Below are 24,100 nucleotides of genomic sequence, written 5' to 3'. Positions count from 1 at the left end.
CAGAAAGGCTTGGATGTCAGGAGTTCGAACACACAATTAATTGATGTCAGGAAAGCTGAGGTGATGTCTGTTAAATCAGTTTGGCCGTGGTAGAATGGTGCAAATTAAAGAAATTCGAATTGTGTTTGGAAAGGAAGCAACCATGGTAAAAAGTTATGTTGTCGACGCGTTTGCAAGTGAGATTTTTAAGGGTAATCCGGCGGCAGTCCTCTTCGTTGATCATTTCCCAAGTGATGAAATGATGCAAAATATTGCAATGGAAAATAAGCTTTCTGAAACAGCTTTTGCTGTCAAAAAAGATGACAACCACTATGACTTACGGTGGTTCTCACCAGCCGGTGAGATTGACCTTTGTGGTCACGCTACCTTGGCTACCGGTTTCTTAGTCTTTCAAAAGGCGGCTCCAAAAGATGGGCAGTCAGTGGTTTTCAACACCATGAGTGGTGATTTGACGGTCACAAAGAAGGGTGACTTGTATGAAATGGACTTCCCAACTTACGATTTGAAGGCAATCCCTGTAACGGAAGCCATGACGGAAGCCTACGGTGCCCGACCAGATGCTGCCTATCTTGGCCGTGATTTGGTCTGTGTCTTCCCACAAGGAACAGCGATTGCTGAGATGGATCCTGATATGGAAAAGCTGAAAAAATTAGATGGGATGGCCCAACATGCTACAGCCATCGTGGATGATGAATATGATTGTGTATCACGGTCATTTGCGCCTAAGTTAGGGATTAACGAAGATCCTGTCTGTGGTAGCGGTCACTGTCATATCGCCCCATACTGGTCAGAACGACTAGGTAAGCACCAATTGACTGCTTACCAGGCGTCACCACGGTCAGGTGTCCTTCACTGTGATTATGAGGGTAAGCGGACTAAGCTAAGCGGCGAGGCAGTTCTTTATTCTGAAAATGAAGTGAACTTAGCAATTTAAAAGCAGTGAAAAAGGCCACCCGGAAATCAGTTTCTGGATGGCCTTTTGTATGGCATAACGCTTCGAATGTTGGGAATCACTAATTTAATATATAGTAAAACAATTTAAATCATGGTAGAATGGTTCAAATCAAAAGGGATAATAGTTGTGTTTAGGAAGGAAATGACCATGGTCAAAAGTTATGTTGTTGATGCGTTTACAAACGAAATTTTTAGGGGGAATCCTGCGGCCGTTCTCTTTGTTGACGACTTTCCCAGTGATGAAATGATGCAAAATATTGCCATGGAAAATAAACTGTCTGAAACGGCCTTTGCCATTGAAAAAGATGACAATCATTATGATTTGCGGTGGTTTACACCAGCAGGCGAAATTGATCTTTGTGGCCACGCTACTTTGGCCACCGGTTTCTTGGTCTTTCAAAAGGCAACGCCGAAAAATGGACAAACCGTTGTATTTCATACGATGAGTGGTGATTTGACGGTGACAAAGAAAGGGAACCTTTATGAAATGGACTTCCCAGCCTACGATTTGAAGGAGGTTCCCGTAACAGATGCCATGGTAAAAGCGTATGGCGTTCAGCCAGAAGCTGCCTATCTAGGCCGTGATTTGCTTTGTGTCTTTCCAGAGGGCACGGCAATTGCTGAAATGGCCCCTGATATGGAAGAGCTGAAGAAATTAGACGGGACGCTGCAACATGCTACGGCCACTGGCGACGGTCAATATGATTGCATTTCACGGTCATTTGCCCCTAAGCTAGGAATTGCAGAAGATCCTGTCTGTGGCAGCGGTCACTGTCATATTGCACCATACTGGTCAAAACGTCTAGGCAAGCAGCAAATAACTGCTTACCAGGCCTCACCGCGAACTGGTGTTCTTTATTGTGATAGTGAAGGTGGCCGTACCAAATTGAGTGGTGAAGCTGTGCTTTATTCTGAAAATGAAGTTAATTTGGCGATTTGAAAAATAGCTCATTGAAGCCAATTTTATTAGGTGTACGGGAAAAATATTCTGTGCACCTTTTTTAGTGGATATGATTAAGTCGAAAGTATGATATCAGGAACTATTGGCTCACAAACAGCTTTATATGCAATTAAATATTTGTTACCGAAGAAAAAGCAATAGTTAATATTTTGTTATGACCGTTCTATTCAAAAATCGCCTAAGTCTTTGTTAATGTAGAAGGAGTAAGTTTTTTTCTAGTTTGATTATTTAATACGGGAAAGGGAGAATTGGTAGTAATTATGAAAAAATCAACAAAAGCGGGCATCATTGGTGCAATAAATGGTGGTGTAGTTGTCGGAATTTCTATCATAGCAGAAATGTTTCTTCCAAAATATTGGCATATTATCAACCTTATTTCTGCACTGATAGGCGGCTTTATTGTTTATTATTTTATTAAAGATATTAAAAAAAATTAATTACACTTTAGCAAAAATTTATTCGTTGTTTATCTGTTAATATTAATATTTCTCAAAAATATACTTATGGAAAAATGATAATTGTATTGCTATTCATTGTTTTAGAAATAGCCATGTTTGCTCTTTCTTGGATTTATAATGCCAAAATTTTTCTATTTGCTATTAACTTTTTAGCCGTCGGATGGTCTGCTGCCAAGAAAGGAGAAAATAATAAAAATGGATATCAATAGCAAACAGTATGCTCAACTAACTGATAACGAAATTATCCTTTTCAATGCCATTGAGGAAATTACTAACCACTTGAAGGATGATCAAGATAATCCGGTATCTTTATCTCTATATCTTTGGAAAATGGGGATTCAAGATCCTCTGGCTAAAGATAAAATTATTCAGTCAACGTTTAAACTGATTATAGAATCAGATAATCCTCTTGAGTTAACTGAACAAGATTTTAGTAAAGAATATTCACAAATATCTGATTTATTTTTATAATCAAAGACTAGTAAAAATATGATAATTTACATTTTAACTTGGATCGGTTTGAATGTTTCCCCAATTGCTTATGCCATTTCAAAAAATATAGTATAAATAACGGAGAGAAGATGAGTACTCGATTTAAACAAGTTATTTCATATGCGGTCTTGGTGGCATTCACTGTCATCATACTAAATCATTTAGATGTGCAAGAATTGGTTTATGACATCTTAGTTTTGATATTAATCCCGATTGAGGTATTAATTATTCAGTATGTGTTTAAAAATAAAAAATAGCTAACGTAAAATGTGAGTTAATAAAAATCCCTCACTGATGAAATCAGGAGGGATTTTTGTTGGTTTAGATTTTAGAAAAATATAAAGGTACTATTAATACTTGATGTAAAAACCAAATGATGAATATAGCTGTTTTTGAATAGGAAATTCTAATCTTTTTGCCTTTACTTTACTTTTTAAAATAATTTTTTTAACTGTATTCATTTCAGGATATTGAGTAAGTTCTTGTTTGTTAACTTTTAAAACAATTAATTGATTTCCTTTTGAAAAATTGACGAAAATAATGCAGTATTGATTTTTTGACTCGACAACACCCCATAGGAAGTAAGGAATTCTTTAAGGAACTTGTCTTTTATTTAGATGTAAAAGTAGCGTTTCAACAATTTTTAACCACGTTAAAGCTTCTGATCTATCATTGGCTTACCTGGTTAATGTCCACAGGTCATGAATGAGTTTTGAAGTATCGGCGAAAGCATAGCGGTAAATAATGACCAGGAGGCCGATGAGGTTGGTAAAGAGGCCGGTAATAAGGTAACTTTGCACCTTAATGGCGACGATGTCCGCTAAAAAGATGGTAATGCCTAAAATGGCGACCGTCACTAGTGCGAAGTAAAGACTAATGGAAATGATTAGCCAACGACGAATGGCGGCTTTTGATTTAAGTTCCTTCACTAACTGGCCCTGGATGGCCGAAGCGGTGTCATTGTTAATAATGTGGCTGCGCAAAGATTCCGCTTGATCTTGTGCAAGCAGAGTCTGGTTGTCAAAAGGGACGACTACTGGGGTAATAATTTGTTCCTTCAATTTATTTTTTTTACTTTGGGTCATTTGCTTTGGGAAACCTCCTGGATTAAAGTTGTTAGACGATTGCGAGCAATTTGGTCATCGATAAAGTAGATTAATGAGAATTTTTGGATTAATTGGGCCGTGGATAAAGTTTGCCAATCAAGGCCCTGCAAGATTGGTCGGGCCGTGGCATCGGGAACTAAAAATTGTTCTGCGAATAAATTAGCTTCCGCTTCGATTGGATTGTTTGTCGGGCATTGGCCGGAACCATCCGAAAAGGGATAATCTAAAATAGCAATGTCGTCGACCTGATTGACCTCTTGACAGAGACGTTCGACCACCTGGGGATTGTTTTGGCTAACCTGATAATCCCATCCTAAAATGAGTTGGCCGAGTTTCTTTGCAAGCATGTAAATCCAGTCGCGATGGTTCAAGGCATTTTCAACGACAATCTGTGGCTGATCTTTGTCCATGTTATACAGGGTGTAAGCAGTGGCCGCTAAATCCGATAAATCAGCATTGACCACAGCCAAGCCGACTGATTTAAAGTAAGTGGCAAGATTTTCGTTGTCGATGTTTTGGCCCATGATTGCTTGATGGGCTTTATCGGCACGTTTTTTGATTTCGATTTGGCGCTTGTTACTGATCATTGGTATCCTCCGCTAATTTTTCGTCATTATTGTAGCATTGAGGGAAGGGATACTTTTGCGCTAGTCACGGACTTCAGCATCAATCTTTTGGGGACAACTGGCAGGTATTTTACTGGTACAATGAGGACAAGAGTGTTTAAATTTTAAGATTAGAAGAGGGACAGCAAATGATGCCAGCAGCATTTTTTCAACAGGCTAAAGACGAGGGTGTGATTCCATTGGGGGCTCAATTGCAATCCAGTTTTCAATTTGGTGTGGCGGCTGACGAACTTGCCCAGTTAGTCCTTAAAGGCTTTAAGACTGCCACTGCGAGCGCTTATGATTTGTACGAAACAGAGGAGCCATTACCTGCTTTTGGTGCCTACGATGTTATTTTGGATGGGCAAAATCAACCTGTTGGCATTATTAAAAACGATGCTGTCACAATTGAACAGTACCTAAATATTAATGCCCAACATGCCTATGAAGAGGGCGAAGGGGACCGCTCATTAGCCTATTGGCGCCAGGTGCACCATGAGTTTTTTACTGCCGCCTACCACGAAGAGGGCAAGGTGTTTCGAGAAAATCAGGCGCAAATTGTCCTGGAAAAATTTCACTTAGTTTATCCACAATAAAAAGGCCGAAACAAGATTGTTTCGACCTTTTTGTCTGCTATTTGGCAGAATTAAGATTATTCTGATTTGGAATATTTAATAAATTGATGTTGTGTGGTTGGCAGTCGCCATAAGGGTAATGTTGCCTGCTAACAAAAGTGTGACAAATGCAATTAAGTTATCGCTTTTGAAGACAAAGAAAAAGCAGATTACAAAAATTATGGAGTAGGCAAAGGGGATGACAAATTGCACCCAGGTATTCAAACTAAATTTGACGATAATCGCCTGTGCTAAAATTACGAGCATTGAAACAAAGATAAATGCGGACTTTTCACTTGCCATTTTAATCCTCTCCTAATTGTCATAAGACACTATTCTATACTTCTCTAGAGGTAATTGTATCATTTAATTTCATATTTTTCTAATAAAAAGCAATTAAAAGGCATTTGTTTATTATTTTTTAATATTTATTGGGGGAAACTTGCTATTAAGCGAGAAAATTTTTGAATTTATCATTTCATTTCTAATTTTTTCTGGTATGCTGTCCTTAGAAAAAGTTTCACCCGAGACTTTGAGCAGGTGGGCAGGCCCCCGGGGAGAAAGCAGATGCAAACACTCGTCATGCACTATCGTCGAACTTTTGCGACCTTCTTTGTCGCAGTTTTGGAATTTTTTTTCGTGTTTATTGGGTCTTTGATTTCGCCTGGAGAGCCGATATCTTATTGGGTATCGCTCTACTTGGGATTAGCTGTTATTACCGTCCTGTCGATGCTAGTTGACTGGGTTGTCAAAAAGTATCGGAAAAAATAAAATTTTAGATTATTCTAAATAAAAATCAGTCTCGTAGTGATATGAACTCTGAAATTGGAGGTCATATCCAGTTATGCGAGGCTGATTTTTTAATGGTATTTTATCGATTAAGAGAATGTTGTCGGTCAATATCAACATTGGTTCGACCAGCAATAAAGAGAATTTGCCAAACCATGATGACCAGCTGAAACTGTGGGGCAAAAATAAGAATCAGCAGCCAGGCCAGACCTTGAGAAACAATGGCAAACGGGTTGGTTAAGTAACGGACAATCCGCATTTGGCGAAGATCCTCTGCCTCTTGCAGCCTTCCTAATTTTTGATTATCTAGGATAGCTGTGAAAACCAGTAGCAAAAAGGCTGCAGTCCACACCAAGAAGACGAGGCCGTAAAAGATTTCAGTCCCACGAGCCGAGAGGTCTTGACCAATCCAAGCCGTTGCTAGCGGTAAAAAGGAGGTGGTGAAGAGCCAGAGGGCATTGATAACGAAGAGCTTGTGAGTCACCCGATGAATTTTGCTGGCGATATAGAGATGGTTGTACCAGGCTTCCCCTAGAAAAAGCCAGCCAATGCTATAAGCAATAAAGTAGGGAAACTGTTTTAAAATGGCTGTGATATTGCTGGAATTTGGTACCTTAAATTCCAAAATCATGATGGTAAAAATAATGACCAAAATTCCATCAGTAAATCCTTCTAATCGTGATTTTGTCATCATAAACATAACCTCTCAAAAACTGATTTATTATAGTGACAGTATAGACTTTTTTACTCACAGTATAGACTTTTTTACTCCTGGACAATAGGGGGGAGTCCGCTCGATTACAGGGCATTTCGGTGTGTTTGAACGAACTTAACGAAGTTTTTCGCGCCGTTGGTGAGCAGCCCATCATTTTTTTGTAACAGGCTGATCGACCGACTGATGGTCGGTACCGTATCGAATGATTTGATTTGATAGAGCGACTCGGTTTCTTCATCCATGGGCATGATGCTGTAGCCTAGGCCTTGTTCGACCATTAGGATGGTTGAAAAGCTATCGTGTAGCCGCAGCTTCATCTTGGGTTCAATCCCAATCTTTTGGAACTCCGAGACCGATTCACTAAAGAGACCTTCTTCGAGGAGGATATAGTCGTAGTTGGTCAAATCAGCGAGGGGAATGGGCTGATTGTCTGGAAAATTTTCAGCAAGTGGTAACGGTAAAATCGCCTTGAGAACCTGGTGTTGGATAACTAACCCGTTCTCGGTGACATCGCCGTTAACGAAGCCAATATCGGCCTCCCCATTTTCAATCCAGTTGGGAATACTGGTCCCGTCACCCTGGATAATGGCAAATTCAATGTTCTCAAACTGTTTTTGGAAGTTCGCGATTAGCTTTGGCAACCACTGTTGGGAAATACTGGGAATCGTGGCAATTTTGATGACGGTACTTTCGCCCTGAATCTCTTGCTTTTGTTCCTCGAGTGCCTGGTAGTCATTGAGCAGCTGGTTGATAAACGGAAAGATGCGTTCGCCCTCGGGCGTTAAGCTGATTTGCCGATGCTTTTTGATCAATAAGGGAAAGCCTAGGTCGTTTTCAAGGCTAGCAATCATTTGGGTGACGGCAGGTTGGGTATAGCCTAAAATTTTGGCCGCCTTGGTGATATTTTGCTGTTCTAAAATGATTTTTAATGCCAAAAAATTATTCATAAGTTCTCCTTATATTGAAATAAAAATTATCAATTTCAATTATAACCGATTCTATTTTATATTAGTTAAAGAGGAAGAACACATGAATAATACGAAAAAACAAGTTGGCATTCTTTTTGCGATATTGGGGGCATCGTGCTGGGGAATCAGTGGGGTCGCGAGTCAATATTTATTTCATCATACCGCAGTTCACCCTGTGAGCCTGGTTGGCTTACGACTCTTTGTTGGTGGCGTCCTGTGCCTATTGACCGCTCTGACTCAGTCGAGTAGTCGTCAGCTCGTTTTGGGTATTTGGCAGCAGAAGCGGACCCGAAACCGGCTTTTATTATTTAGTCTCTTTGGCTTTTTGCCATCACAATTGTCCTATTTTTTGTCGATTAGCTATGGCAACGTCGCGACGGCCGCGGCACTGCAGTTCTTGAGCCCAACGCTTACGCTGATTTTTATGATGATTGCCTGGCATCATCGGCCAAATCGTTTGGAGACACTAGCGATTGTGATTAGCTTTTCTGGCACAATCCTATTAATTACGAACGGCAACTTATCGATGTTCGTTGTCTCAATCTGGGCCATCTTTTGGGGGCTGATGTCCGGCGTTGGTCAGGTAGCCTATAGCTTACTGCCAAAGCCTTTGTTAAAGGAATACCCAACGAGCGTGGTTGTTGGTTGGGGAATGCTTCTGGGTAGTTTGCCATTGCTACCGGCTAGCTTCCGTGATCATTCGTTTTATCAATTAACGAATTGGCAGTGGGCAAACGTACTCTTTATCGTTATTGTTGGTACATTTGTGGCCTGCCTGTGCTATATCAATAGCCTGAAGTTCCTATCAGCCACGATTGCACAGATTTTAGGATCGTTTGAACCGCTGACGGCGGCGCTGTTCTCAGTTCTTTTCCTTGGGCAGAACCTAGGCCTGGTTGAAGTACTGGGAATCTTGTTAATCGTGAGCGTGGTTTTGCTACAGAAGCCGCAACGAAGTGCGCATGCTTCTTAAATAATGAAAAATCAGCCGTGATCTAGTGGCTGATTTTTTATTTGGGGTTGCTAAAGCTGGTGGGTCGAGCGGGACTGATTTTTCATGAACTTAGCAGGAAAAAACCAATACTAGAATTTTTTAACATTTGTCTTTAAAATTTGTCATGATAGTATTATAATCGTAATATATTGAAAAGGGGGAATTAAGGATGGCAACATTACGTGATGGTTCAAAAGAGAACCGCGAATCTTTTGAAGAGGCAAAGAATAAGCAAGCTCAAGAACACGCCGCTGAAGCCCATGAAGAGAAGGCAAATACCCGTGTTGAGGATGCTAAGCATAAGGATGCTCGCTACGACAACGAGGAATTCGAGAACGAAAAGAAAGAATTCGAAGGTCAATAAGCATAATCGGGGGAAATCATTATGGAAAAAAAGCATGAATTTGAAGCGGCTGATGCCCGCGAAGTTGAAGATGCTAAGCGCCAAGATGAACGCCTAGAAAAGCAATCAGAGTTCGTTAAGTCATCGCACGAGAGTCGTGAGAAGGCTGACGAAAAGTAAGCTAAAACGCCCGTTCGGGGCGTTTTTTTATTGCCTTTTTGTAAAAATATAGGAGATTGGCTACAATGAATGGGAAAGAAAAGGAATAATTCGACATGAAAAATAAGATAACCGAACTGACCATTCTCTATCCACGAACAGCCGCAATCGTTTTGGTGACTGTTCTCAATATTATTTACATTTTATTAGTGAACTTATTTTCGTCTGGTCAATCTTTTCTTGGCTGGCTGAATAGTTTGGTGGTTAATGTGGCTGGCTTTGCAGTGCTAATGGTCCTCAGCTGGTTATGGACGAAGTTTGTTAACCGAAAAAAATAAAGGAGTTGCTCTAATGGGCAACTCCTTTTTGGTTAACGGGTTGATTTGAAGTTTTCGTTCAGCTCACGAACTAATTTTTTCGCTTGAGCCATGGAAATTAGCCAGATAATCAGATAAATCAGTGTGTAAAATGCCAACCACGGAAGGGAAAGGGGAAACCAACCCGCCAAAATAGCCAAAATCGTGAATCCAACGTAAGTCACTGAAAAGTGTTCGACTGTTCGACGGGTAATGCTCAGGTGATCATTTTGAAAAATTGTATCGGAAAGAGAAAAGAGGATGCCCATGAGTGCCCAAAGAACGATGGAACATACTAAAGCAGTGAGTGGTCGGTGAAAGTGATTTGTAAAGGTTGGACCGGAGGCGACTAAGTTGGGTAATTGGTAGGCATATGAGAAAGAAACAGCAAACAAAAGACCAATATTAATTCCTACACTAGCGCCCAATACAATTTTTTTTAAAATTTTCATAATAGCTTCTCCTTTTTGATGCGTCGCATGTACCGCCTTGAAGCAAAAGTAGTTTGACCATCTCGTAAGATAACTTCATAGGCGCCCGTTTTACTAAGTCGAAAGCATTGAATGAAGTGACGATTAATGATTTCGGACTGAGAAATTTGAATGAATAAATAAGCTCTCTGGTAAAAAGTCGGCTAGCTCATAAATTCGTTTTTGCGTTTTATAGTGCTGACCGTTGACTTGGCAATAAATCGCATGCTCTTCCGTGTAAAAACGGTCGATGTTGGGCAGTTCAATTTGTTGGTAATCCTCTTGATTTTTGACAAAGAGGCTACTGTGATTGATAACGCTTTGAATTTCGTGCTCTAGGTAGACAATTTTGGCCGTTTTCTGTTTAGCGAAAATAACGATATTGGGTGTCTGAGCATTTTGATCAATTTTAGTGGATACTTTCATTGGTTTTTCCTTTTGACACGGTTTTGTTAAATTCACTGTAAAACAAATCAAGGAAAAAAGGGGATGGATTTTACTATTTGGTCTTTATTGTTGAAAAAGTGGTTAAAAATAGAAAGATAACCAATAAATTTCTTGCATAAAAAGAACTATTCCAATTTAAATCAGAGGTTTTAATCGGATTTCGGCTACTCTTGGTTATTTTTTTAATCTTTTTATCATTTTTAAAGTTCTGAATGTTTCCATATTGCTTAAATGAAAGTGTAATGAGAATAACATTAAGATTAATTTCCGTTATGGTATAATCGTTCTATCCAATAGTTCGGTTTTACTGATTTTGGAAATTTATTTTTTAATCATTTTATTAGAATAGATTGTGGAGGATGTATTGTCATGAAGGAAACTGGATCAACAACGGTCAAGCGTGGTATGGCGCAGATGCAAAAGGGTGGGGTCATCATGGATGTCGCCAACGTTGAACAGGCAAAGATTGCTGAAGAAGCCGGCGCTGTTGCTGTGATGGCCTTGGAACGAGTACCATCGGATATTCGTGCTGCTGGGGGAGTTGCGCGGATGTCAGATCCAGCGATGATTGAAGAAATCATGGCTGCTGTTTCAATCCCTGTAATGGCCAAGGCTCGTATCGGTCATATTGCTGAAGCCCACGTTTTGGAAAGTATCGGTGTGGACTACATCGATGAAAGTGAAGTGTTGACGCCAGCCGATGACAACTTCCACATTGCTAAGAATGAATTTACAGTGCCATTTGTTTGTGGTTGCCGTGACCTTGGAGAAGCATTGCGTCGAATCGGTGAAGGTGCTTCAATGTTACGGACGAAGGGTGAACCCGGTACGGGGGATGTTGTCGAAGCTGTTCGTCACATGCAAAAGGTGAACGAACAAATTCGCCACATTCAAAACGAAAAGCCCGAACATTTGATGGCCATTGCGCGTGACTTGCGGGCACCATTGGACTTGGTTCAAGAAATCCATGAAACTGGCAAGCTGCCAGTGGTTAACTTTGCTGCCGGTGGGATTTCAACACCAGCCGACGCTGCTTTGATGATGAACCTTGGTGCCGATGGGGTCTTTGTAGGTTCTGGTATTTTCAAATCAGAAAACCCAGCTAAGTTTGCCAAGGCAATTGTGACTGCAACTGCGAACCCAACTGACTACCACTTGATTGCTGAAGTTTCCAAGAACTTGGGTGCCCCAATGAAGGGAATCGATACGGCAACTTTGCACGACGAAGACAAGATGGCTCCTCGCGGAATCTAATCGATTGAAAAAAGGAGCAAGCAAATGGTAATTGGTGTTTTAGATTTACAAGGCGCTGTTGACGAGCATATCCAAATGCTTGCTCAGTGTGGTGTAACAGGGAAAAAGGTGCTCTCAGAGGAAGACTTAAATCAGGTCGATGGCTTGATTATTCCTGGTGGCGAGAGTACGGCAATTATGAACCTGTTGCTCAAGTTTGATTTGTTAAAGCCCCTTCAGGAGAAGGTGGCAGCAGGATTGCCAATCTTTGGAACTTGTGCTGGTTTGGTACTCTTATCTCGTTCGGATGCTTTGGCTGGTATTGAAGGCGAAGTGGAACGGAACGGTTTTGGCCGACAAAAGGATAGCTTCCAAGCTGATATCGATGTGGCCGGTTTTGATCAACCATTTCCCGGCATCTTCATCCGTGCTCCTTATTTAAAGCAGGTAGCAGATGACGTCGAAGTATTGGCAAAGATTGACGATGACCGGATTATTGCCGTTAAACATGGTAAGATTTTGGCAACGTCATTCCATCCAGAATTGTCTGATGATACTCGGATGCACCAACTTTTCTTGGAGATGGTCAGCGCATAAACCTGATTGGAATCAAGGAACGATACAATCAATTTAAAAGACAGCAAGGGTGCGCATGCCATTGCTGTCTTTTTTAGTGTGGAAATTACACTTTAAAATCAGTGAATATTTTTGACCAATTAGTCAAAAAAGAGTTATAATACAGCCATGGGACGAAATAAAAAATTTGATACGGTTGAAACAATAGGACAAATACAGCGAGTATTTATTCAAAAAGGTTATAATGCGACTTCTCTGGATGACTTAGTGCAAGCGACGGGGTTACTGCGTGGTAGTTTATACAGTACCTTTGGCAGTAAGGAGGGGATGTTCATTGCGGCCCTATCAGATAGTCTTGAAAAGGAAAGTGAGGAAAGCTGGCACTTAATTTTGATTGCAATGATCGAACTTACTAATCAAAGTAAGCGAGTTTTTGAAATCATAAATCAGTGGTATCATCATCAGTCTTATCAAGCGGTCACGGAAAAACTAGGTCAAATTGTATTAAGAGAGAGTGGAATAACGGAGGTGAAATGATGGAAAATCGCGTTTATATTCAACAGAATCAGCTCGTGGTAGAGCCAGTGGGATTGAATAAGTTGACAACCCTTAAAACACATCTAATTTTTCCCATTACCCATGTCGCCGGTGCGTCATTAGACAGTGGTATTTTAGCTGATCCTAAGGGATTACGTGCGGGCGGAACGCACACTGCCAATTATTGGGGTGGAAGTTTTCATCAAAATAACGAAACTACTTTTTATAATGTTAAGGCTAACGAGATACCCGTAGTTATTCAATTGCAGAATGAAAAATATGATCGTTTAGTTTTAGGCGTAAAAAATCCTGAACAGCTAGTTCAATCGATTAATAATCAACTGTAATGTTTTTAGCTAGCAGTAGGCATTTATACTAAGAATCAGGCATATCAAGTTGCTTGATTCTTTTCTTTATTAAAAAGTGGTGGTTCTTTTCTATCAAAATTTCTGAAGAGTCTTGGTTTTATGGCTATAGTTTACGATTAAGATAATGTTCATGATGTGTTTATAGCGACTAAACGTAAATTGCCATTCAACAACCCCCTTGACTATCTTTGGTATAATAGAGGTAATATGCACTGGCTGATTTTTCCAGTGAAGTGTTTGATAAGATAGATGTTAGGAAGACTGATGGTCAAGAAAAACTTAGTCAAAGCAAACTTAACAGGTGACCGAATTGGGGTCTTTTTCGGAACCTTGGCACCGATGCACATTGGGCACCAGGCCGAAATTTATAAGGCCGCAGCCCTGAATGATGGGGTCGTTGTGATTACTTCCGGGTACACAGGCGACCGTGGAGATCAAATTGGCTTGCCGGTTGAAAAACGGTTCCGTTACTTACGGGAGGCCTTCAATGATGAAGACAACATCAAGGTTGATTACATCAATGAAGATGATATTCCTCAGATGCCGAACGGTTGGCAGGAATGGACAGACCGGTTGACGGCGACAATTCGACGGAATATTGTCAACCCTGAGGCACAGATTACGCTTTATACTGGTGAAGCGGACTATAAGGAAATGCTGGAAAAGATGTTGCCAAAAGATGGCCATTTCCGTGTTTCATTAATGGATCGTACTATTTTAAAGGTATCGGCAACGGCTGTTCGTAATGATCCTTTGGGAAACTGGGACTTTATTAACCGCGTTTTCCGCCGCCATTTTGCTAAAAAGATTTTGGTCGTTGGGGCACCGCAAACAGGTAAATCAACTTTAACCAGGCGTTTAGCGCGAACATCAAATTCGCCTTTTTCGGTAGAGTTTTCACGAACTTACCAGGAGAAGTCAAATGTCTTTGATAGTGAACTGCTCTTAAAGGACTATTCGCGGATTATTCAGGGCCAGTATGATGCCAATTCGGCCGAAATTAATTCACCGGCCAATAACGGCCTGACCTTCTTTGATACGGATGCGATGGTGACCATGGCGGAAGCGAGGGAGTGGTTACCAAAAGATGACTTGGCTCAATTGTTACCACTATTTGATAATACAATTCAAGAAGAAGAATTAGACCTAATTTTGGTCATTCCACCAGCAGTAGCTGTTTTAAACGGCGCAGATCCAATTGAAAGTGCCGAATTTGATCGCCACCTTTGGCAGGTAATTGCTGACTATGGCTATGATGATTTGGCAGTGGCTTTGGATCGGCCGGGTGGACCCGATGACCCAGCGGGTTACTATGCCCGGTATATGCAGGCTTTGGAAATTATTGAAGATAAAGTTGGCATTAATTTAACCAAGGTTTAAGATAAGGACCCTGAACGTTTCGGGTCTTTTTTATTCCAGCTTTATCTATTGCAAGTAAGCTATTGAAAACATAACAAAGAAGGAGGTGACCAGCGGTGACACTTACGTACGCACAGGTGGTGGTGGATGTTCCCACCCAACAAACGAATCGGCCGTATACTTATTTGATTCCAGATGAAATTCAAGATGAAGTGCAACCCGGTGTCCGCGTTTTGGTCGCCTTTGGTCACCGCTCGGTTTTGGGTTATGTGTTAAAAATCGGTGTCGAATTGCCAGCTGATTTAGCCGTTGACCAGGTCAAGGATATTTTGACGGTCTTAGATGACCATCCGGTTCTCAGCCAGGAAATGTTGGACTTGTCCGAGGAATTGGCGCAGACTAATTTTTCATTTCAGGTCTCTTTTTTGGCTTTGATGCTGCCAACCGCTTTAAAGGCATCCTACAAGAAGCGTTTGCGAGCACAAGCTGACTTGTTGCCCGCTGACCGCGTGGCCTACTTAGACGGTCAGGAGGAGCGCTTAGTTAAAACCAAGGACTTTTCGGCGAAGGAGTGGCGGCATGTCCGCCAGTTAGCTGCGGCAGGACAATTGTCGATTGAAACGGTGATTGAAAATAAGGGTCGAATTAAAACGGAACTGGCCTATCAGGTCACTAGTGACCAGGACCTATTGGGCCAAGCGGAAGAAACCTTGCGCAAATCAGCGAAAAGCCAGGCAGCTTTGTTGGCCTTTTGCCAGGAACACCCTGGTGAAACCTTTACGAAGCGCGATTGGTTGGCCCAACTTGATGTTGCCGCGGCAACGTTAACGACTGGTGTTAAAAACGGTTGGCTAGTTAAGCGCCAGGTTGAGCAAAAGCGGCGTCCCGGAGCAATGGCTTCTGGCAAAGTTGAAGCAGTTAAGGTTCTAAACGAAGACCAGCAGAAGGCTTATGATGCCGTGACTGCAGCCATAACGGCCAACGAAAAGACGACCTTTTTGCTTGAAGGGATTACTGGATCTGGGAAGACCGAGGTTTACCTCCAGGCAGCGCAAAAAGCGATTGACCAGGGAGAGCAAGTCCTCTTTTTAGTTCCTGAAATTGCGCTGACACCACAGATGCAAAAGCGGGTGGCAGACCGTTTTGGGGATGCAACTGCAGTCCTGCATTCTGGTTTATCAGCCGGAGAGCGCTATGATGAATGGCGTCGAATTCAATCCGGTCAGGTTAAGGTGGTGGTTGGTGCCCGGTCAGCGGTCTTTGCCCCGCTAGCTAAGCTGGGCTTGATTATCGTTGATGAGGAACACGAAACTTCCTATAGCCAAAGTGAAAATCCACATTATTCTGCCCGCGACGTGGCGTTATGGCGGGGCGCCTATCATCAGGCACCCGTTGTTTTGGGCTCGGCAACTCCTTCACTGGAAAGTCGGGCCCGGGCACAAAAGGGCGTTTATCAATTGCTGACGCTAACGAAACGGGCAGCGGCAGCGGCCACGTTGCCACCGGTGGAGATTGTTGATATGCGACAGACGGTCGTCTTAAAGGGGGACACTAATTTTTCAACCGAGCTCTTGGAAAAGTTGAAAGATCATTTGGCCCGTGGGGAACAAGCCGTTTTGCTACTGAACCGCCGTGGATTTTCTTCCTTTGTGATGTGTCGGGACTGTGGCTATGTACCAAAAGATCCCAATTGTAACTTGGCCATGACCCTGCACATGGATACGAAAACCCTGAAGTGCCATTACTGCGATTTTCAGGCACCAATCCCACGTGTTTGTCCAAGCTGTGGATCAAAGCGGATTCGCTACTACGGGACTGGGACTGAAAAGGTCCAAGAAGAATTGAGCCGTGTTCTACCAGAATATCCGGTGATCCGCTTGGACCAGGATACGACTAAGAAGAAGGGCGCCATGGCGCAAGCCCTGGCTGATTTTGGCGCTAAAAAAGCACAAATCTTGTTGGGAACGCAAATGGTTGCCAAGGGTTTGGACTTTGAGGATGTTACCCTAGTTGGCGTTCTAAATGCTGATACGGGCCTGGGCTTGCCTGATTTTCGTGCCAGTGAAAAAACCTTTGAACTGCTTACTCAGGTTGCCGGGCGTGCTGGCCGAGGTGACCGTGCGGGGGAAGTAGTGATTCAAACCTTTAATCCGAAGCACTACGCCCTGACATTTGCCCAGCACCATGATTACGAGGGTTTTTACCGGCAAGAAATGGCCATCCGCCATGCTGGTGAATTTCCGCCTTACTACTACACGATCCAGATTCAGAGTTCGCATCCTGATGAGAATCTGGTGGCCGTCCAGAGTGCCAAAATTGGCCTTTGGCTGCGAAAAAAATTGCCAAAGGATGTTTTGATGCTTGGACCATCGCCTCAAGCTATCGCTAAGCTAAAGGGTCGGTATTATTTCCAGATTTTGCTCAAACTAAAGAAACCCCATGAGGCCGATGCATTACTGCGTGACTTGGTTGACCGGTCACAAAAGGCTGAGGCTGGTTTCCAACTTTCGGTGAAACGTGACCCAGTTACCTTTATGTAAGGATGCATACGGCCTTGGCAGAAGCGTTTTGGTGTCACTTGGATGGTGATTAATTGGTGCTATCTTGGCGTCAATGAGTCTTTTGATTGAATTTGTTATAATGAGTGAAAGCGCCGACTTTCTAATCGGCAGAACTAGTGAGGAAGTTAATGACCAATCGCGTTGTCTTTATGGGAACACCCCAATTTGCTGTTCCAATTTTAGAGGCCTTAGTGGCCGATCCCCAATATGATGTTTTGGCTGTGGTAACACAGCCGGACCGACCACAGGGTCGCAAGCAAAAGTTGACACCAAGTCCGGTAAAAGAGGCCGCCTTAGCCCATGATTTACCGGTCTTACAGCCGGAAAAAATCAGTGGATCAGCCGAAATGGCTGAATTAATTGACCTGGCCCCTGATTTTATAGTGACGGCTGCTTTTGGGCAATTCTTGCCGGAAAAGTTGTTACAGTCAGCCAAGGTAGCGGCGGTGAATGCCCATGCTTCTTTGCTACCAAAGTATCGAGGTGGTGCGCCAGTTCATTACGCAATTATGAACGGTGACCAAGAAACGGGCGTGTCATTGATGTACATGGTCAAGAAGATGGACGCCGGTGATGTGATCGATGTGGTTAAGGTGCCGATTGAGGCAACTGACAACGTTGGGACCATGTTTGATAAGTTGAGCGCTGTCGCAGCACCATTGGTTCTTGCTAATTTGCCAAAATTAGCAGCCGGAATAGCACAAGTAGAGCCCCAAGACCCCGACCTAGTCAGCTTTTCACCAAATATCAGCCGGGACCAGCAGAACTTAGACTTTGCCAAAGAGACTGCTGAACAGTTAAATTGGCATATTCGTGGCTTGTACCCAACCCATCCGGCCCATGCCGTGGTTGGTGGCGAACGCTTCAAGCTCGTGGAAACGACACCGTTGGCTGAAAAAACAGAAGCAAAGCCGGGCGTGATTACAAAAAAGGATAAGAAGCACCTGGTGATTGCGGCCGCTGATGGGACGCAGTTAGCAATTCAAAGTTTGCAGCCGGCCGGCAAAAGCGTCATGGCCGTTGCCGCCTATTTGAATGGCGCCGGTCAAAAGTATACAGTGGGCGACCAGTGGGTCACCATCGAGGAAGTTAATGCCTAATCAAGTAAAAAACAGTCAAAATCCGCGTTTGCTAGCAGTTACTACGTTAGCTAAAATTAAAAACGGTGCATACTCTAACCTGCAATTGAACCAGGTGATTAAGAGCCACCAACTGAAAGCAGTTGATAAGGGGCTCCTAACAACCCTCGTGTATGGGACGATTCAGTATCGTCTATTGCTGGAATACTGGTTGGCCCCCTTTGTAAAAGGGAAAAAATTAGAACCCTGGGTTAAGGAATTGCTCTTGACGGCATTGTTCCAGTGGCATAAACTAGACAAAATTCCCAAGCATGCGATTTTTAACGAAACGATTGAAGTGGCTAAAACCCTCGGAAACGCGGGGACAGCTAAATTTGTGACGGCAATTCTTCATAATATGGACCGCACAGGTCTTCGTGATGAGAGTAAAATTGCAGACCCAATCGAACGTTTATCGATTTCGTATTCGTTACCCGTTTGGCTGGTAAAGGCCTTATTGGACCAAGTTGGCGAAGATAAGACCAAGAGGATTTTAGCCTCTTTGAATGAAGCACCGGCCCAGGCTGTTCGAGTTAATACGGCTAAGACAACGGTTGCTGATGCGAAGGCGAGTTTGATAGCCGAAGGACTGTCCGTTCGCGACTCCGCCGTGGCTGCCGATGCCTTGGTGGTTACCGGTGGTCACGTGGCTTCTTCCAAGGCCTTTGTTGATGGCTTGATTACGATTCAAGATGAATCCGCCATGTTGCCGGTTGAGGCGTTAGACATTGATGAGTCCGTTCACTCTGTTTTGGATGCCGCAGCCGCTCCCGGTGGCAAGACAACTCAGATTGCCCAGTATTTATCGGGGGATGCCACGGTTCTGGCTTTAGACATCCACGAGCATAAGGTTAAGTTGATTAAGGCCAATGCCAAGCGTCTTGGCTTAGCTGACCGAGTTGAAGCAAAAGCTCTGGATGCTCGGCAGGTACCGGAAAAGCTTGACCAAGACTTTGACCGAATTTTGGTCGATGCGCCTTGTTCTGGCTTAGGGCTTTTGCGTCGTAAACCAGAAATTCGCTATGAAAAGTCGCTTGAGGATGTTTTGCACCTCGCTGACTTACAGCTTTCGATTTTAAATGCGACCGCGAAGCGCTTAGCACCTGGTGGCCGTTTGGTTTATAGTACTTGTACGATTTTAAATCAGGAAAACGATGGCGTGATTGAACGCTTTTTAGCTGAAAATCCTGATTTTACCTTGTTGAAGACACCAACCGATAAGAAGTTGAAGGATGACCGAGTAGAGGATGTGTTGAAAATCTACCCGGATGACTACGAGACGGACGGCTTTTTCGTAGCCACCCTTCAAAGGAAGGATTAGATACGATGGCAATTGCTTATATCAGCGAAAAAGGCCCTACACGGGTCGATAATCAAGACGCAGTGGGCGCCTTTTATAATCAATCGGGCGAAGCTTTAGTGATTGTCGCTGATGGCGTTGCCTCTAATCCAGGCTCTAAGCAGGCCAGTCAAATTGTGGTGGAAACACTTGGTTCTGCTTGGCAAAAAAAGAATATGACCGATCCAGAAAGCGTGAAGGACTGGCTAGTGCATCAGGCTGCTTTGGCCAACCGCGCGATTTTGTTAGCTGGACAAAAAAATCCGCGGGTTAACAATATGGCGACAACAGTGGTTTTGGCTGCTTGCTTGCCAGGGAAAATCTTAGTCGCAAACGCTGGTGATTCCAGAGCCTATTTGTTGCGGGGAAAAAGTGCTGAATTGTTGACCTTTGACCATACCCTGCGTAATGAAATCAAGCGTGATAGTGGTCAAATTTATGATGAAAACCTACCTGAGGCCAATTCTTTGACCCGCTATTTGGGGGTTAATCAAAAAGTTGACCTTGAGTGGACGACTTTTGTCCCTAAAAAAGACGATTGGCTCTATTTGACCTCCGATGGGTTGGCCAAGGTTCTTTCAATTGAGGACCAGGTCAAGCTGCTCCAACCAGGACGCCACCGTCCGGGAAATGAGCCACCATTGGGTTCTGTCTTAGATTTGACCGAACGAATCCGGGCCCTGATGAAGGCAGCCAATGCGCGCCAGGCACCGGACAATATTACAGCATTGCTGGTGACTGATTTAATGAATCCAAACCAGCAAATGGCGGCTAAGGCCTTTGCCGACGTTCGTCAGATACCAGATAATAACCAAGAAATGCCGCAACGAACAGGGAGGCAAAATTAATGGAACAAGGAACGATGATTGATCACCGCTACCGAGTAGTGCGCCCTCTGGGTGGTGGCGGCATGGCCAATGTCTACCAAGCTTTTGATACTTATTTGAACCGTGATGTCACGTTGAAGATGATTCGATTGGATATCAAGGACCAACCGGATGCCGTTGAACGCTTTCAACGTGAGGCAAAATCAGCAACTGCTTTAATCAATGACCATATTGTGCAGGTTTATGATGCCGGTGAATTTGATGGCTCCTCATATTTAGTGATGGAATATGTCGATGGGATGGATTTGAAGGATTATACCCAGGCGCATTTTCCAATCCCTTATCACGAAGTAGTTGATATCATGGAACAGATCCTGGATGCGGTGGCTGCTGCCCATCGTGCCGGTATTATTCATCGTGATTTGAAACCACAAAATATCTTGATTGATAAACAAGGGCAAGTGAAGATTACCGATTTTGGGATTGCGACGGCCAAAAAATCGCAGTCGTTGACTCAGGTACACACGGTGATTGGCTCTATTCACTACCTGGCACCGGAGCTACCAATCGGTCAGCATGCCTCTGCCCAGTCCGATATTTATGCACTGGGTGTTATTTTGTACGAACTTTTGACGAACCGAGTGCCTTATCAAGGTGATACGCCCGAACAAGTGGCTTATAAGCATGGAAACATGCCAATGCCTTTTGTGCGCGATTTTGACAGTCAGGTTCCCCAGCCATTAGAAAATGTTATTTTGCGGGCAACGGCTAAAAATCCAGCAGATCGTTATTTTTCAGCTGAAGATATGGCCGATGATCTCAAGACCTCGTTGTCCAAAAGACGATCTCAAGAAAAACGTTATGTACCGGAGACCTCTGATGAGACACGTTTAGTCGATACAGATTTATCCGACCGACCTTACGTAGCTGACCCCGATACTTTAAAGGATCCTGAAGAAGGAAAATCAGTTACTGAGCAAATTATTGATTACGCTAAGCAGGGGATGTCAGTTAAAGAAATTGCCACGAAAGTTGATCGGACGCCGAAGTTTGTTCGTCAGATTTTGTCAAAAAATGGCGTTAAGTACAAGTCGGCCAAAAAGTGGGTCGTTTCCTTAGTAATGTTACTCTTGTTATTGGCTGGGATTGGCGGTGCGAGCTATTTTGAAAGTAACTACGTTACCATGCCAGATGTTACTAATATGTCCTTAAACCAAGCTGAAAGTAAGCTTTCTAATGCTGGATTGACGGTTTCCAGTCCAACTTATGCGTCGTCTAAGACGGTGGCTAATGGTCAAGTGATTAAGACGAAACCTGGGTCGGGTGCCTACCTAAAGAAGGGAACTTCCGTTTCTTTGGTGGTTTCCTCTGGTGGGAATAAGGTCAGCTTAGCGGATTATAGTGGTTGGAGCTATGGCGAGGCAGCTGCACAGTTAAGTGGTCAGGGCTTCACCGTTAAGCGAAAAAGCCAAGCTAGTTCTGATGTTCCTAGTGGGGAAGTCATCTCGCAATCGGTTGCGGCCTTTACCTCTGTTGATCCTAGTTCAACGACAATTACCTTAACGGTTTCAACTGGTCCAAGTAAGGTACAAGTGCCAAACTTGGTTGGTAAGAACCAAAGTGATGCGATTAGTTGGGCAAACGCCAATCGAATTCAACTCAGTTTTAACTTTACGAATTCTAACCAACCAAGTGGTCAAGTGATTGCTCAAGATACACCATCTGGGTCGCAAATTACTTCAGATAAGACGGTGACCTTGACGATTTCTTCTGGCCAGGAGAGCAGTTCGAATAGTAACAACAATAGTAATAATTCAAATAATAATGCATCGAGCTCGTCTTCATCTTCATCTTCGAGTTCCGCCTCATCCTCGTCGAATAACCATTAATTTGGATTTTTGATTGATAGTGATGACAAAAAAGCTACTTTTTAGTGGCTTTTTTTGTTTAAAAATCAGACTCATCAAGGATTAGATTTTTTTCTTTTTTGTTAAGATTCGGCTTACGGTGTGCACTGGAATTTTTAAAAATATGCTATACTAAGCGTATGAAAACAGGACGGATTATTCGGTCATTGGCCGGTTACTATGACATTATGATGGATGACGGAGTTGTCGAGCGAACGCGAGCGCGAGGGCAATTTCGGCAAAAAAACCACCGCCCCTTAGTCGGCGATTTTGCTGATTTTGAATCAGAAAATGGCGAGGGTTTTATTTGGGCGTTGCATGATCGGAAAAATGATTTGGTGCGCCCGCCCATTGCCAATGTTGATTTAGCAATTGTGGTGACATCGGTAGTCGAACCAGCTTTTTCTCAAAATTTGTTGGACCGGCAGTTGGTGGCACTTGAGGCCGCGGGTGTGAAACCTGTTCTCTATTTTTCAAAAATGGACTTGCTTGATTCGACTGATCGACAGAATTTTGACGCAACCTTAGCCGAATATCGTGCGATTGGCTACGATGTCATCGTTTCGGACGAAGATGTCGCCACCGCCTTTCAGCCAATTTTGAAAAATCAGGTTGTGGTCGCAATGGGTCAAACAGGAGCCGGCAAGTCAACGTTGCTGAATACTTTGGCACCAGAATTGCAGTTGGAGACGGGTGTCGTTTCAAAGGCGCTTTCGCGTGGGAAGCATACGACCCGACAAGTATCGTTAATCTTAGTACCAGCCTTTGAGGCTTTGATTGCTGATACACCGGGCTTTTCATCCTATGAAGTCTTTGATTTTCCGGTTGAAGAATTAGGAAATTACTTTCCTGAAATCAAAGCAGTCAGCGGTCAGTGCCGTTTTCGGACTTGTTCGCATATCAATGAACCTGGCTGTGCGGTGAAAGAAGGGGTTGCCCTTGGCAGTATTTCACAGGCACGGTATAATAGTTACGAACTGTTTTATCAAATTATTAAAGGGAAACGGCCAGTCTACCAAAAGACGAGCCAAAAATGGCGTCAGTAAGAAGGTACTTGTCTGTTCGACAATGAATTCGTTCAATGCTGAGCGCTGAGGAAAAGAGGAAAACATGGCAGGAATTATTGCTCCATCAATTTTGAGTGCAGATGTCACAAAGTTAGGCGAAGATGTCGCCTTGGTGGAAAAGGCTGGTGCTAAGTATTTGCACGTCGATTTGATGGACGGGTCATTTGTCCCATCGATGGCTTATGGTCCAGCTTGGGTAAAGCAATTACGGCCACAAACTGATTTGTTCTTGGATGTTCATTTGATGGCTGTCCACCCAGAAAACCATGTTGAAGCATTGGCTGAAGCTGGTGCTGATTTGATTGGTGTCCACGTGGAAGCAACGCCACATATTCACCGTGTTTTGCAAATGATTAAGGCTGCTGGTGTGAAGGCTGAAGTGGTTATTAATCCTGGAACACCGGTATCAGCAATTATTCCTGTGTTAGGCATGGTGGACCAGGTCTTGGTCATGACGGTTAACCCTGGTTTTGGTGGTCAATCCTTCTTGCCAGAAATGGTTGAAAAGATTAAGGAATTGTCTACCTATAAGCAAGACAATGGCTTGGACTACGATATCGAAGTTGACGGTGGTATCAATGACAAGACCATTGCGTTGACGGCTGCGGCCGGTGCCAACGTCTTCGTTGCTGGTTCATATGTTTACGATAAGAAAGATCCAGCTGCTAAGGTTGCCAAGTTGCTGGATTTAACTAAGTAAAACAATCTCGCTATTAAATAATAATCCAGAATGGGCTAAGCAAATTTTTTGCTTGGCTTTTTTCGAAAAGAAAGGAT

30 protein-coding genes are annotated in these 24,100 nt (G+C 43.2%); 22 read left to right on the top strand and 8 right to left on the bottom strand.

Annotation, left to right across the window (positions count from 1 at the left end):
• Positions 1 to 142: 142 nt before the first annotated feature.
• The 4 genes from AOQ32_RS01460 (at position 143) to AOQ32_RS01450 (ending at position 2,844) form a co-directional block, all read left to right on the top strand.
• Positions 143 to 934: a PhzF family phenazine biosynthesis protein gene (locus AOQ32_RS01460; RefSeq protein WP_059393326.1), complete on the top strand. Its 792-nt coding sequence runs from the start codon at positions 143 to 145 to the stop codon at positions 932 to 934.
• Positions 935 to 1,102: 168 nt separating this feature from the next.
• A complete protein-coding gene (locus AOQ32_RS01455; RefSeq protein WP_059393261.1) occupies positions 1,103 to 1,894 on the top strand; it encodes a PhzF family phenazine biosynthesis protein in 792 nt (263 codons plus the stop codon).
• A 281-nt stretch (positions 1,895 to 2,175) separates the two neighbouring features.
• Positions 2,176 to 2,352, top strand: a complete 177-nt coding sequence (locus AOQ32_RS08625) for a hypothetical protein (RefSeq protein WP_158531853.1) — start codon at positions 2,176 to 2,178, stop codon at positions 2,350 to 2,352.
• A 216-nt stretch (positions 2,353 to 2,568) separates the two neighbouring features.
• Complete coding sequence (locus AOQ32_RS01450; protein WP_059393260.1) at positions 2,569 to 2,844, top strand: hypothetical protein; 276 nt, start codon at positions 2,569 to 2,571, stop codon at positions 2,842 to 2,844.
• 698 nt (positions 2,845 to 3,542) lie between these two features.
• Here the strand turns inward: AOQ32_RS01450 and AOQ32_RS01445 are convergent.
• Entirely contained in the window at positions 3,543 to 3,950 is a 408-nt protein-coding gene (locus AOQ32_RS01445) for a hypothetical protein (RefSeq protein WP_059393259.1), read from the bottom strand.
• The gene (locus tag AOQ32_RS01440; RefSeq protein ID WP_059393258.1) at positions 3,947 to 4,558 is read right to left on the bottom strand and encodes an ImmA/IrrE family metallo-endopeptidase; all 612 of its coding nucleotides are present in this window, start codon (positions 4,556 to 4,558) and stop codon (positions 3,947 to 3,949) included. Before AOQ32_RS01440 ends, AOQ32_RS01445 begins: the two co-directional genes overlap by 4 nt.
• A 167-nt stretch (positions 4,559 to 4,725) precedes the next feature.
• On the opposite strand from AOQ32_RS01440, the gene AOQ32_RS01435 reads away from it, so the two are divergent.
• Positions 4,726 to 5,172 carry an ASCH domain-containing protein gene (locus AOQ32_RS01435; RefSeq protein WP_059393257.1) on the top strand — a complete coding sequence of 149 codons (447 nt, stop codon included), beginning with the start codon at positions 4,726 to 4,728 and terminating at the stop codon, positions 5,170 to 5,172.
• A 75-nt stretch (positions 5,173 to 5,247) separates the two neighbouring features.
• Here AOQ32_RS01435 and AOQ32_RS01430 read toward each other — a convergent pair whose 3' ends face one another.
• The gene (locus AOQ32_RS01430; RefSeq protein WP_059393256.1) at positions 5,248 to 5,493 is read right to left on the bottom strand and encodes a hypothetical protein; all 246 of its coding nucleotides are present in this window, start codon (positions 5,491 to 5,493) and stop codon (positions 5,248 to 5,250) included.
• Positions 5,494 to 5,757: 264 nt separating this feature from the next.
• Here AOQ32_RS01430 and AOQ32_RS01425 point away from each other — a divergent pair, with 264 nt between their 5' ends.
• Positions 5,758 to 5,961, top strand: a complete 204-nt coding sequence (locus AOQ32_RS01425) for a hypothetical protein (protein ID WP_059393255.1) — start codon at positions 5,758 to 5,760, stop codon at positions 5,959 to 5,961.
• A 100-nt stretch (positions 5,962 to 6,061) separates the two neighbouring features.
• On the opposite strand, the gene AOQ32_RS01420 is transcribed toward AOQ32_RS01425, so the two are convergent.
• Together AOQ32_RS01420 and AOQ32_RS01415 are read right to left on the bottom strand one after the other, a co-directional pair.
• Complete coding sequence (locus AOQ32_RS01420; RefSeq protein WP_059393254.1) at positions 6,062 to 6,673, bottom strand: TMEM175 family protein; 612 nt, start codon at positions 6,671 to 6,673, stop codon at positions 6,062 to 6,064.
• 104 nt (positions 6,674 to 6,777) lie between these two features.
• The gene (locus tag AOQ32_RS01415) at positions 6,778 to 7,641 is read right to left on the bottom strand and encodes a LysR family transcriptional regulator (protein WP_059393253.1); all 864 of its coding nucleotides are present in this window, start codon (positions 7,639 to 7,641) and stop codon (positions 6,778 to 6,780) included.
• Positions 7,642 to 7,723: 82 nt separating this feature from the next.
• Here AOQ32_RS01415 and AOQ32_RS01410 point away from each other — a divergent pair, with 82 nt between their 5' ends.
• The 4 genes from AOQ32_RS01410 (at position 7,724) to AOQ32_RS01400 (ending at position 9,496) form a co-directional block, all read left to right on the top strand.
• Positions 7,724 to 8,635 (top strand): DMT family transporter, encoded by a 912-nt coding sequence (locus AOQ32_RS01410; protein WP_059393252.1) that lies wholly within the window; start codon positions 7,724 to 7,726, stop codon positions 8,633 to 8,635.
• Between the two features lie 190 nt (positions 8,636 to 8,825).
• A complete protein-coding gene (locus tag AOQ32_RS01405; RefSeq protein WP_059393251.1) occupies positions 8,826 to 9,020 on the top strand; it encodes a hypothetical protein in 195 nt (64 codons plus the stop codon).
• 21 nt (positions 9,021 to 9,041) lie between these two features.
• A complete protein-coding gene (locus tag AOQ32_RS08620) occupies positions 9,042 to 9,179 on the top strand; it encodes a hypothetical protein (RefSeq protein ID WP_158531852.1) in 138 nt (45 codons plus the stop codon).
• 95 nt (positions 9,180 to 9,274) lie between these two features.
• Positions 9,275 to 9,496, top strand: a complete 222-nt coding sequence (locus tag AOQ32_RS01400) for a hypothetical protein (protein ID WP_059393250.1) — start codon at positions 9,275 to 9,277, stop codon at positions 9,494 to 9,496.
• A 32-nt stretch (positions 9,497 to 9,528) separates the two neighbouring features.
• On the opposite strand, the gene AOQ32_RS01395 is transcribed toward AOQ32_RS01400, so the two are convergent.
• From AOQ32_RS01395 to AOQ32_RS01385, 3 genes are read right to left on the bottom strand one after another with little or no spacing between them, the layout of a single operon-like run.
• Complete coding sequence (locus tag AOQ32_RS01395; protein WP_242976700.1) at positions 9,529 to 9,966, bottom strand: DUF3021 domain-containing protein; 438 nt, start codon at positions 9,964 to 9,966, stop codon at positions 9,529 to 9,531.
• Positions 9,963 to 10,079, bottom strand: a complete 117-nt coding sequence (locus AOQ32_RS09175) for a hypothetical protein (protein ID WP_420889743.1) — start codon at positions 10,077 to 10,079, stop codon at positions 9,963 to 9,965. The genes AOQ32_RS01395 and AOQ32_RS09175 overlap by 4 nt, the downstream gene beginning before the upstream one ends.
• 10 nt (positions 10,080 to 10,089) lie before the next feature.
• Complete coding sequence (locus AOQ32_RS01385; RefSeq protein WP_059393248.1) at positions 10,090 to 10,410, bottom strand: hypothetical protein; 321 nt, start codon at positions 10,408 to 10,410, stop codon at positions 10,090 to 10,092.
• 390 nt (positions 10,411 to 10,800) lie between these two features.
• On the opposite strand from AOQ32_RS01385, the gene pdxS reads away from it, so the two are divergent.
• The 12 genes from pdxS to rpe all read left to right on the top strand — a co-directional run bounded on the left by pdxS (position 10,801) and on the right by rpe (position 24,023).
• On the top strand, positions 10,801 to 11,685 hold the full coding sequence (gene pdxS, locus AOQ32_RS01380) for a pyridoxal 5'-phosphate synthase lyase subunit PdxS (RefSeq protein WP_059393247.1): 885 nt from the start codon (positions 10,801 to 10,803) through the stop codon (positions 11,683 to 11,685).
• A gap of 24 nt (positions 11,686 to 11,709) precedes the next feature.
• Positions 11,710 to 12,261, top strand: a complete 552-nt coding sequence (gene pdxT / locus AOQ32_RS01375; protein WP_059393246.1) for a pyridoxal 5'-phosphate synthase glutaminase subunit PdxT — start codon at positions 11,710 to 11,712, stop codon at positions 12,259 to 12,261.
• A gap of 147 nt (positions 12,262 to 12,408) precedes the next feature.
• Positions 12,409 to 12,777, top strand: coding sequence for a TetR/AcrR family transcriptional regulator (locus AOQ32_RS01370; RefSeq protein WP_059393245.1), 369 nt, complete (start codon positions 12,409 to 12,411; stop codon positions 12,775 to 12,777).
• Positions 12,777 to 13,124 carry a hypothetical protein gene (locus AOQ32_RS01365; RefSeq protein WP_059393325.1) on the top strand — a complete coding sequence of 116 codons (348 nt, stop codon included), beginning with the start codon at positions 12,777 to 12,779 and terminating at the stop codon, positions 13,122 to 13,124. Before AOQ32_RS01370 ends, AOQ32_RS01365 begins: the two co-directional genes overlap by 1 nt.
• A 285-nt stretch (positions 13,125 to 13,409) precedes the next feature.
• On the top strand, positions 13,410 to 14,525 hold the full coding sequence (locus AOQ32_RS01360) for an AAA family ATPase (protein WP_083994327.1): 1,116 nt from the start codon (positions 13,410 to 13,412) through the stop codon (positions 14,523 to 14,525).
• A gap of 95 nt (positions 14,526 to 14,620) precedes the next feature.
• Entirely contained in the window at positions 14,621 to 17,044 is a 2,424-nt protein-coding gene (priA, locus tag AOQ32_RS01355; protein ID WP_059393243.1) for a primosomal protein N', read from the top strand.
• A gap of 149 nt (positions 17,045 to 17,193) precedes the next feature.
• Positions 17,194 to 18,165: a methionyl-tRNA formyltransferase gene (gene fmt / locus AOQ32_RS01350; RefSeq protein WP_059393242.1), complete on the top strand. Its 972-nt coding sequence runs from the start codon at positions 17,194 to 17,196 to the stop codon at positions 18,163 to 18,165.
• Entirely contained in the window at positions 18,158 to 19,504 is a 1,347-nt protein-coding gene (gene rsmB, locus AOQ32_RS01345; RefSeq protein ID WP_059393241.1) for a 16S rRNA (cytosine(967)-C(5))-methyltransferase RsmB, read from the top strand. The genes fmt and rsmB overlap by 8 nt, the downstream gene beginning before the upstream one ends.
• Before the next feature lie 5 nt (positions 19,505 to 19,509).
• Positions 19,510 to 20,370 carry a PP2C family protein-serine/threonine phosphatase gene (locus tag AOQ32_RS01340; RefSeq protein WP_059393240.1) on the top strand — a complete coding sequence of 287 codons (861 nt, stop codon included), beginning with the start codon at positions 19,510 to 19,512 and terminating at the stop codon, positions 20,368 to 20,370.
• Entirely contained in the window at positions 20,370 to 22,238 is a 1,869-nt protein-coding gene (pknB, locus tag AOQ32_RS01335; RefSeq protein WP_059393239.1) for a Stk1 family PASTA domain-containing Ser/Thr kinase, read from the top strand. The genes AOQ32_RS01340 and pknB overlap by 1 nt, the downstream gene beginning before the upstream one ends.
• A 158-nt stretch (positions 22,239 to 22,396) precedes the next feature.
• On the top strand, positions 22,397 to 23,302 hold the full coding sequence (rsgA, locus tag AOQ32_RS01330; RefSeq protein WP_059393238.1) for a ribosome small subunit-dependent GTPase A: 906 nt from the start codon (positions 22,397 to 22,399) through the stop codon (positions 23,300 to 23,302).
• Between the two features lie 64 nt (positions 23,303 to 23,366).
• Positions 23,367 to 24,023: a ribulose-phosphate 3-epimerase gene (gene rpe, locus AOQ32_RS01325; RefSeq protein WP_059393237.1), complete on the top strand. Its 657-nt coding sequence runs from the start codon at positions 23,367 to 23,369 to the stop codon at positions 24,021 to 24,023.
• The last annotated feature ends 77 nt before the right edge of the window (positions 24,024 to 24,100 follow it).

Origin of the sequence: Fructobacillus tropaeoli (genome assembly GCF_001047135.2) — a bacterium.
Lineage (GTDB): Bacteria > Bacillota > Bacilli > Lactobacillales > Lactobacillaceae > Fructobacillus > Fructobacillus tropaeoli.
This window is presented reverse-complemented; position numbering and strand designations above follow the sequence as displayed.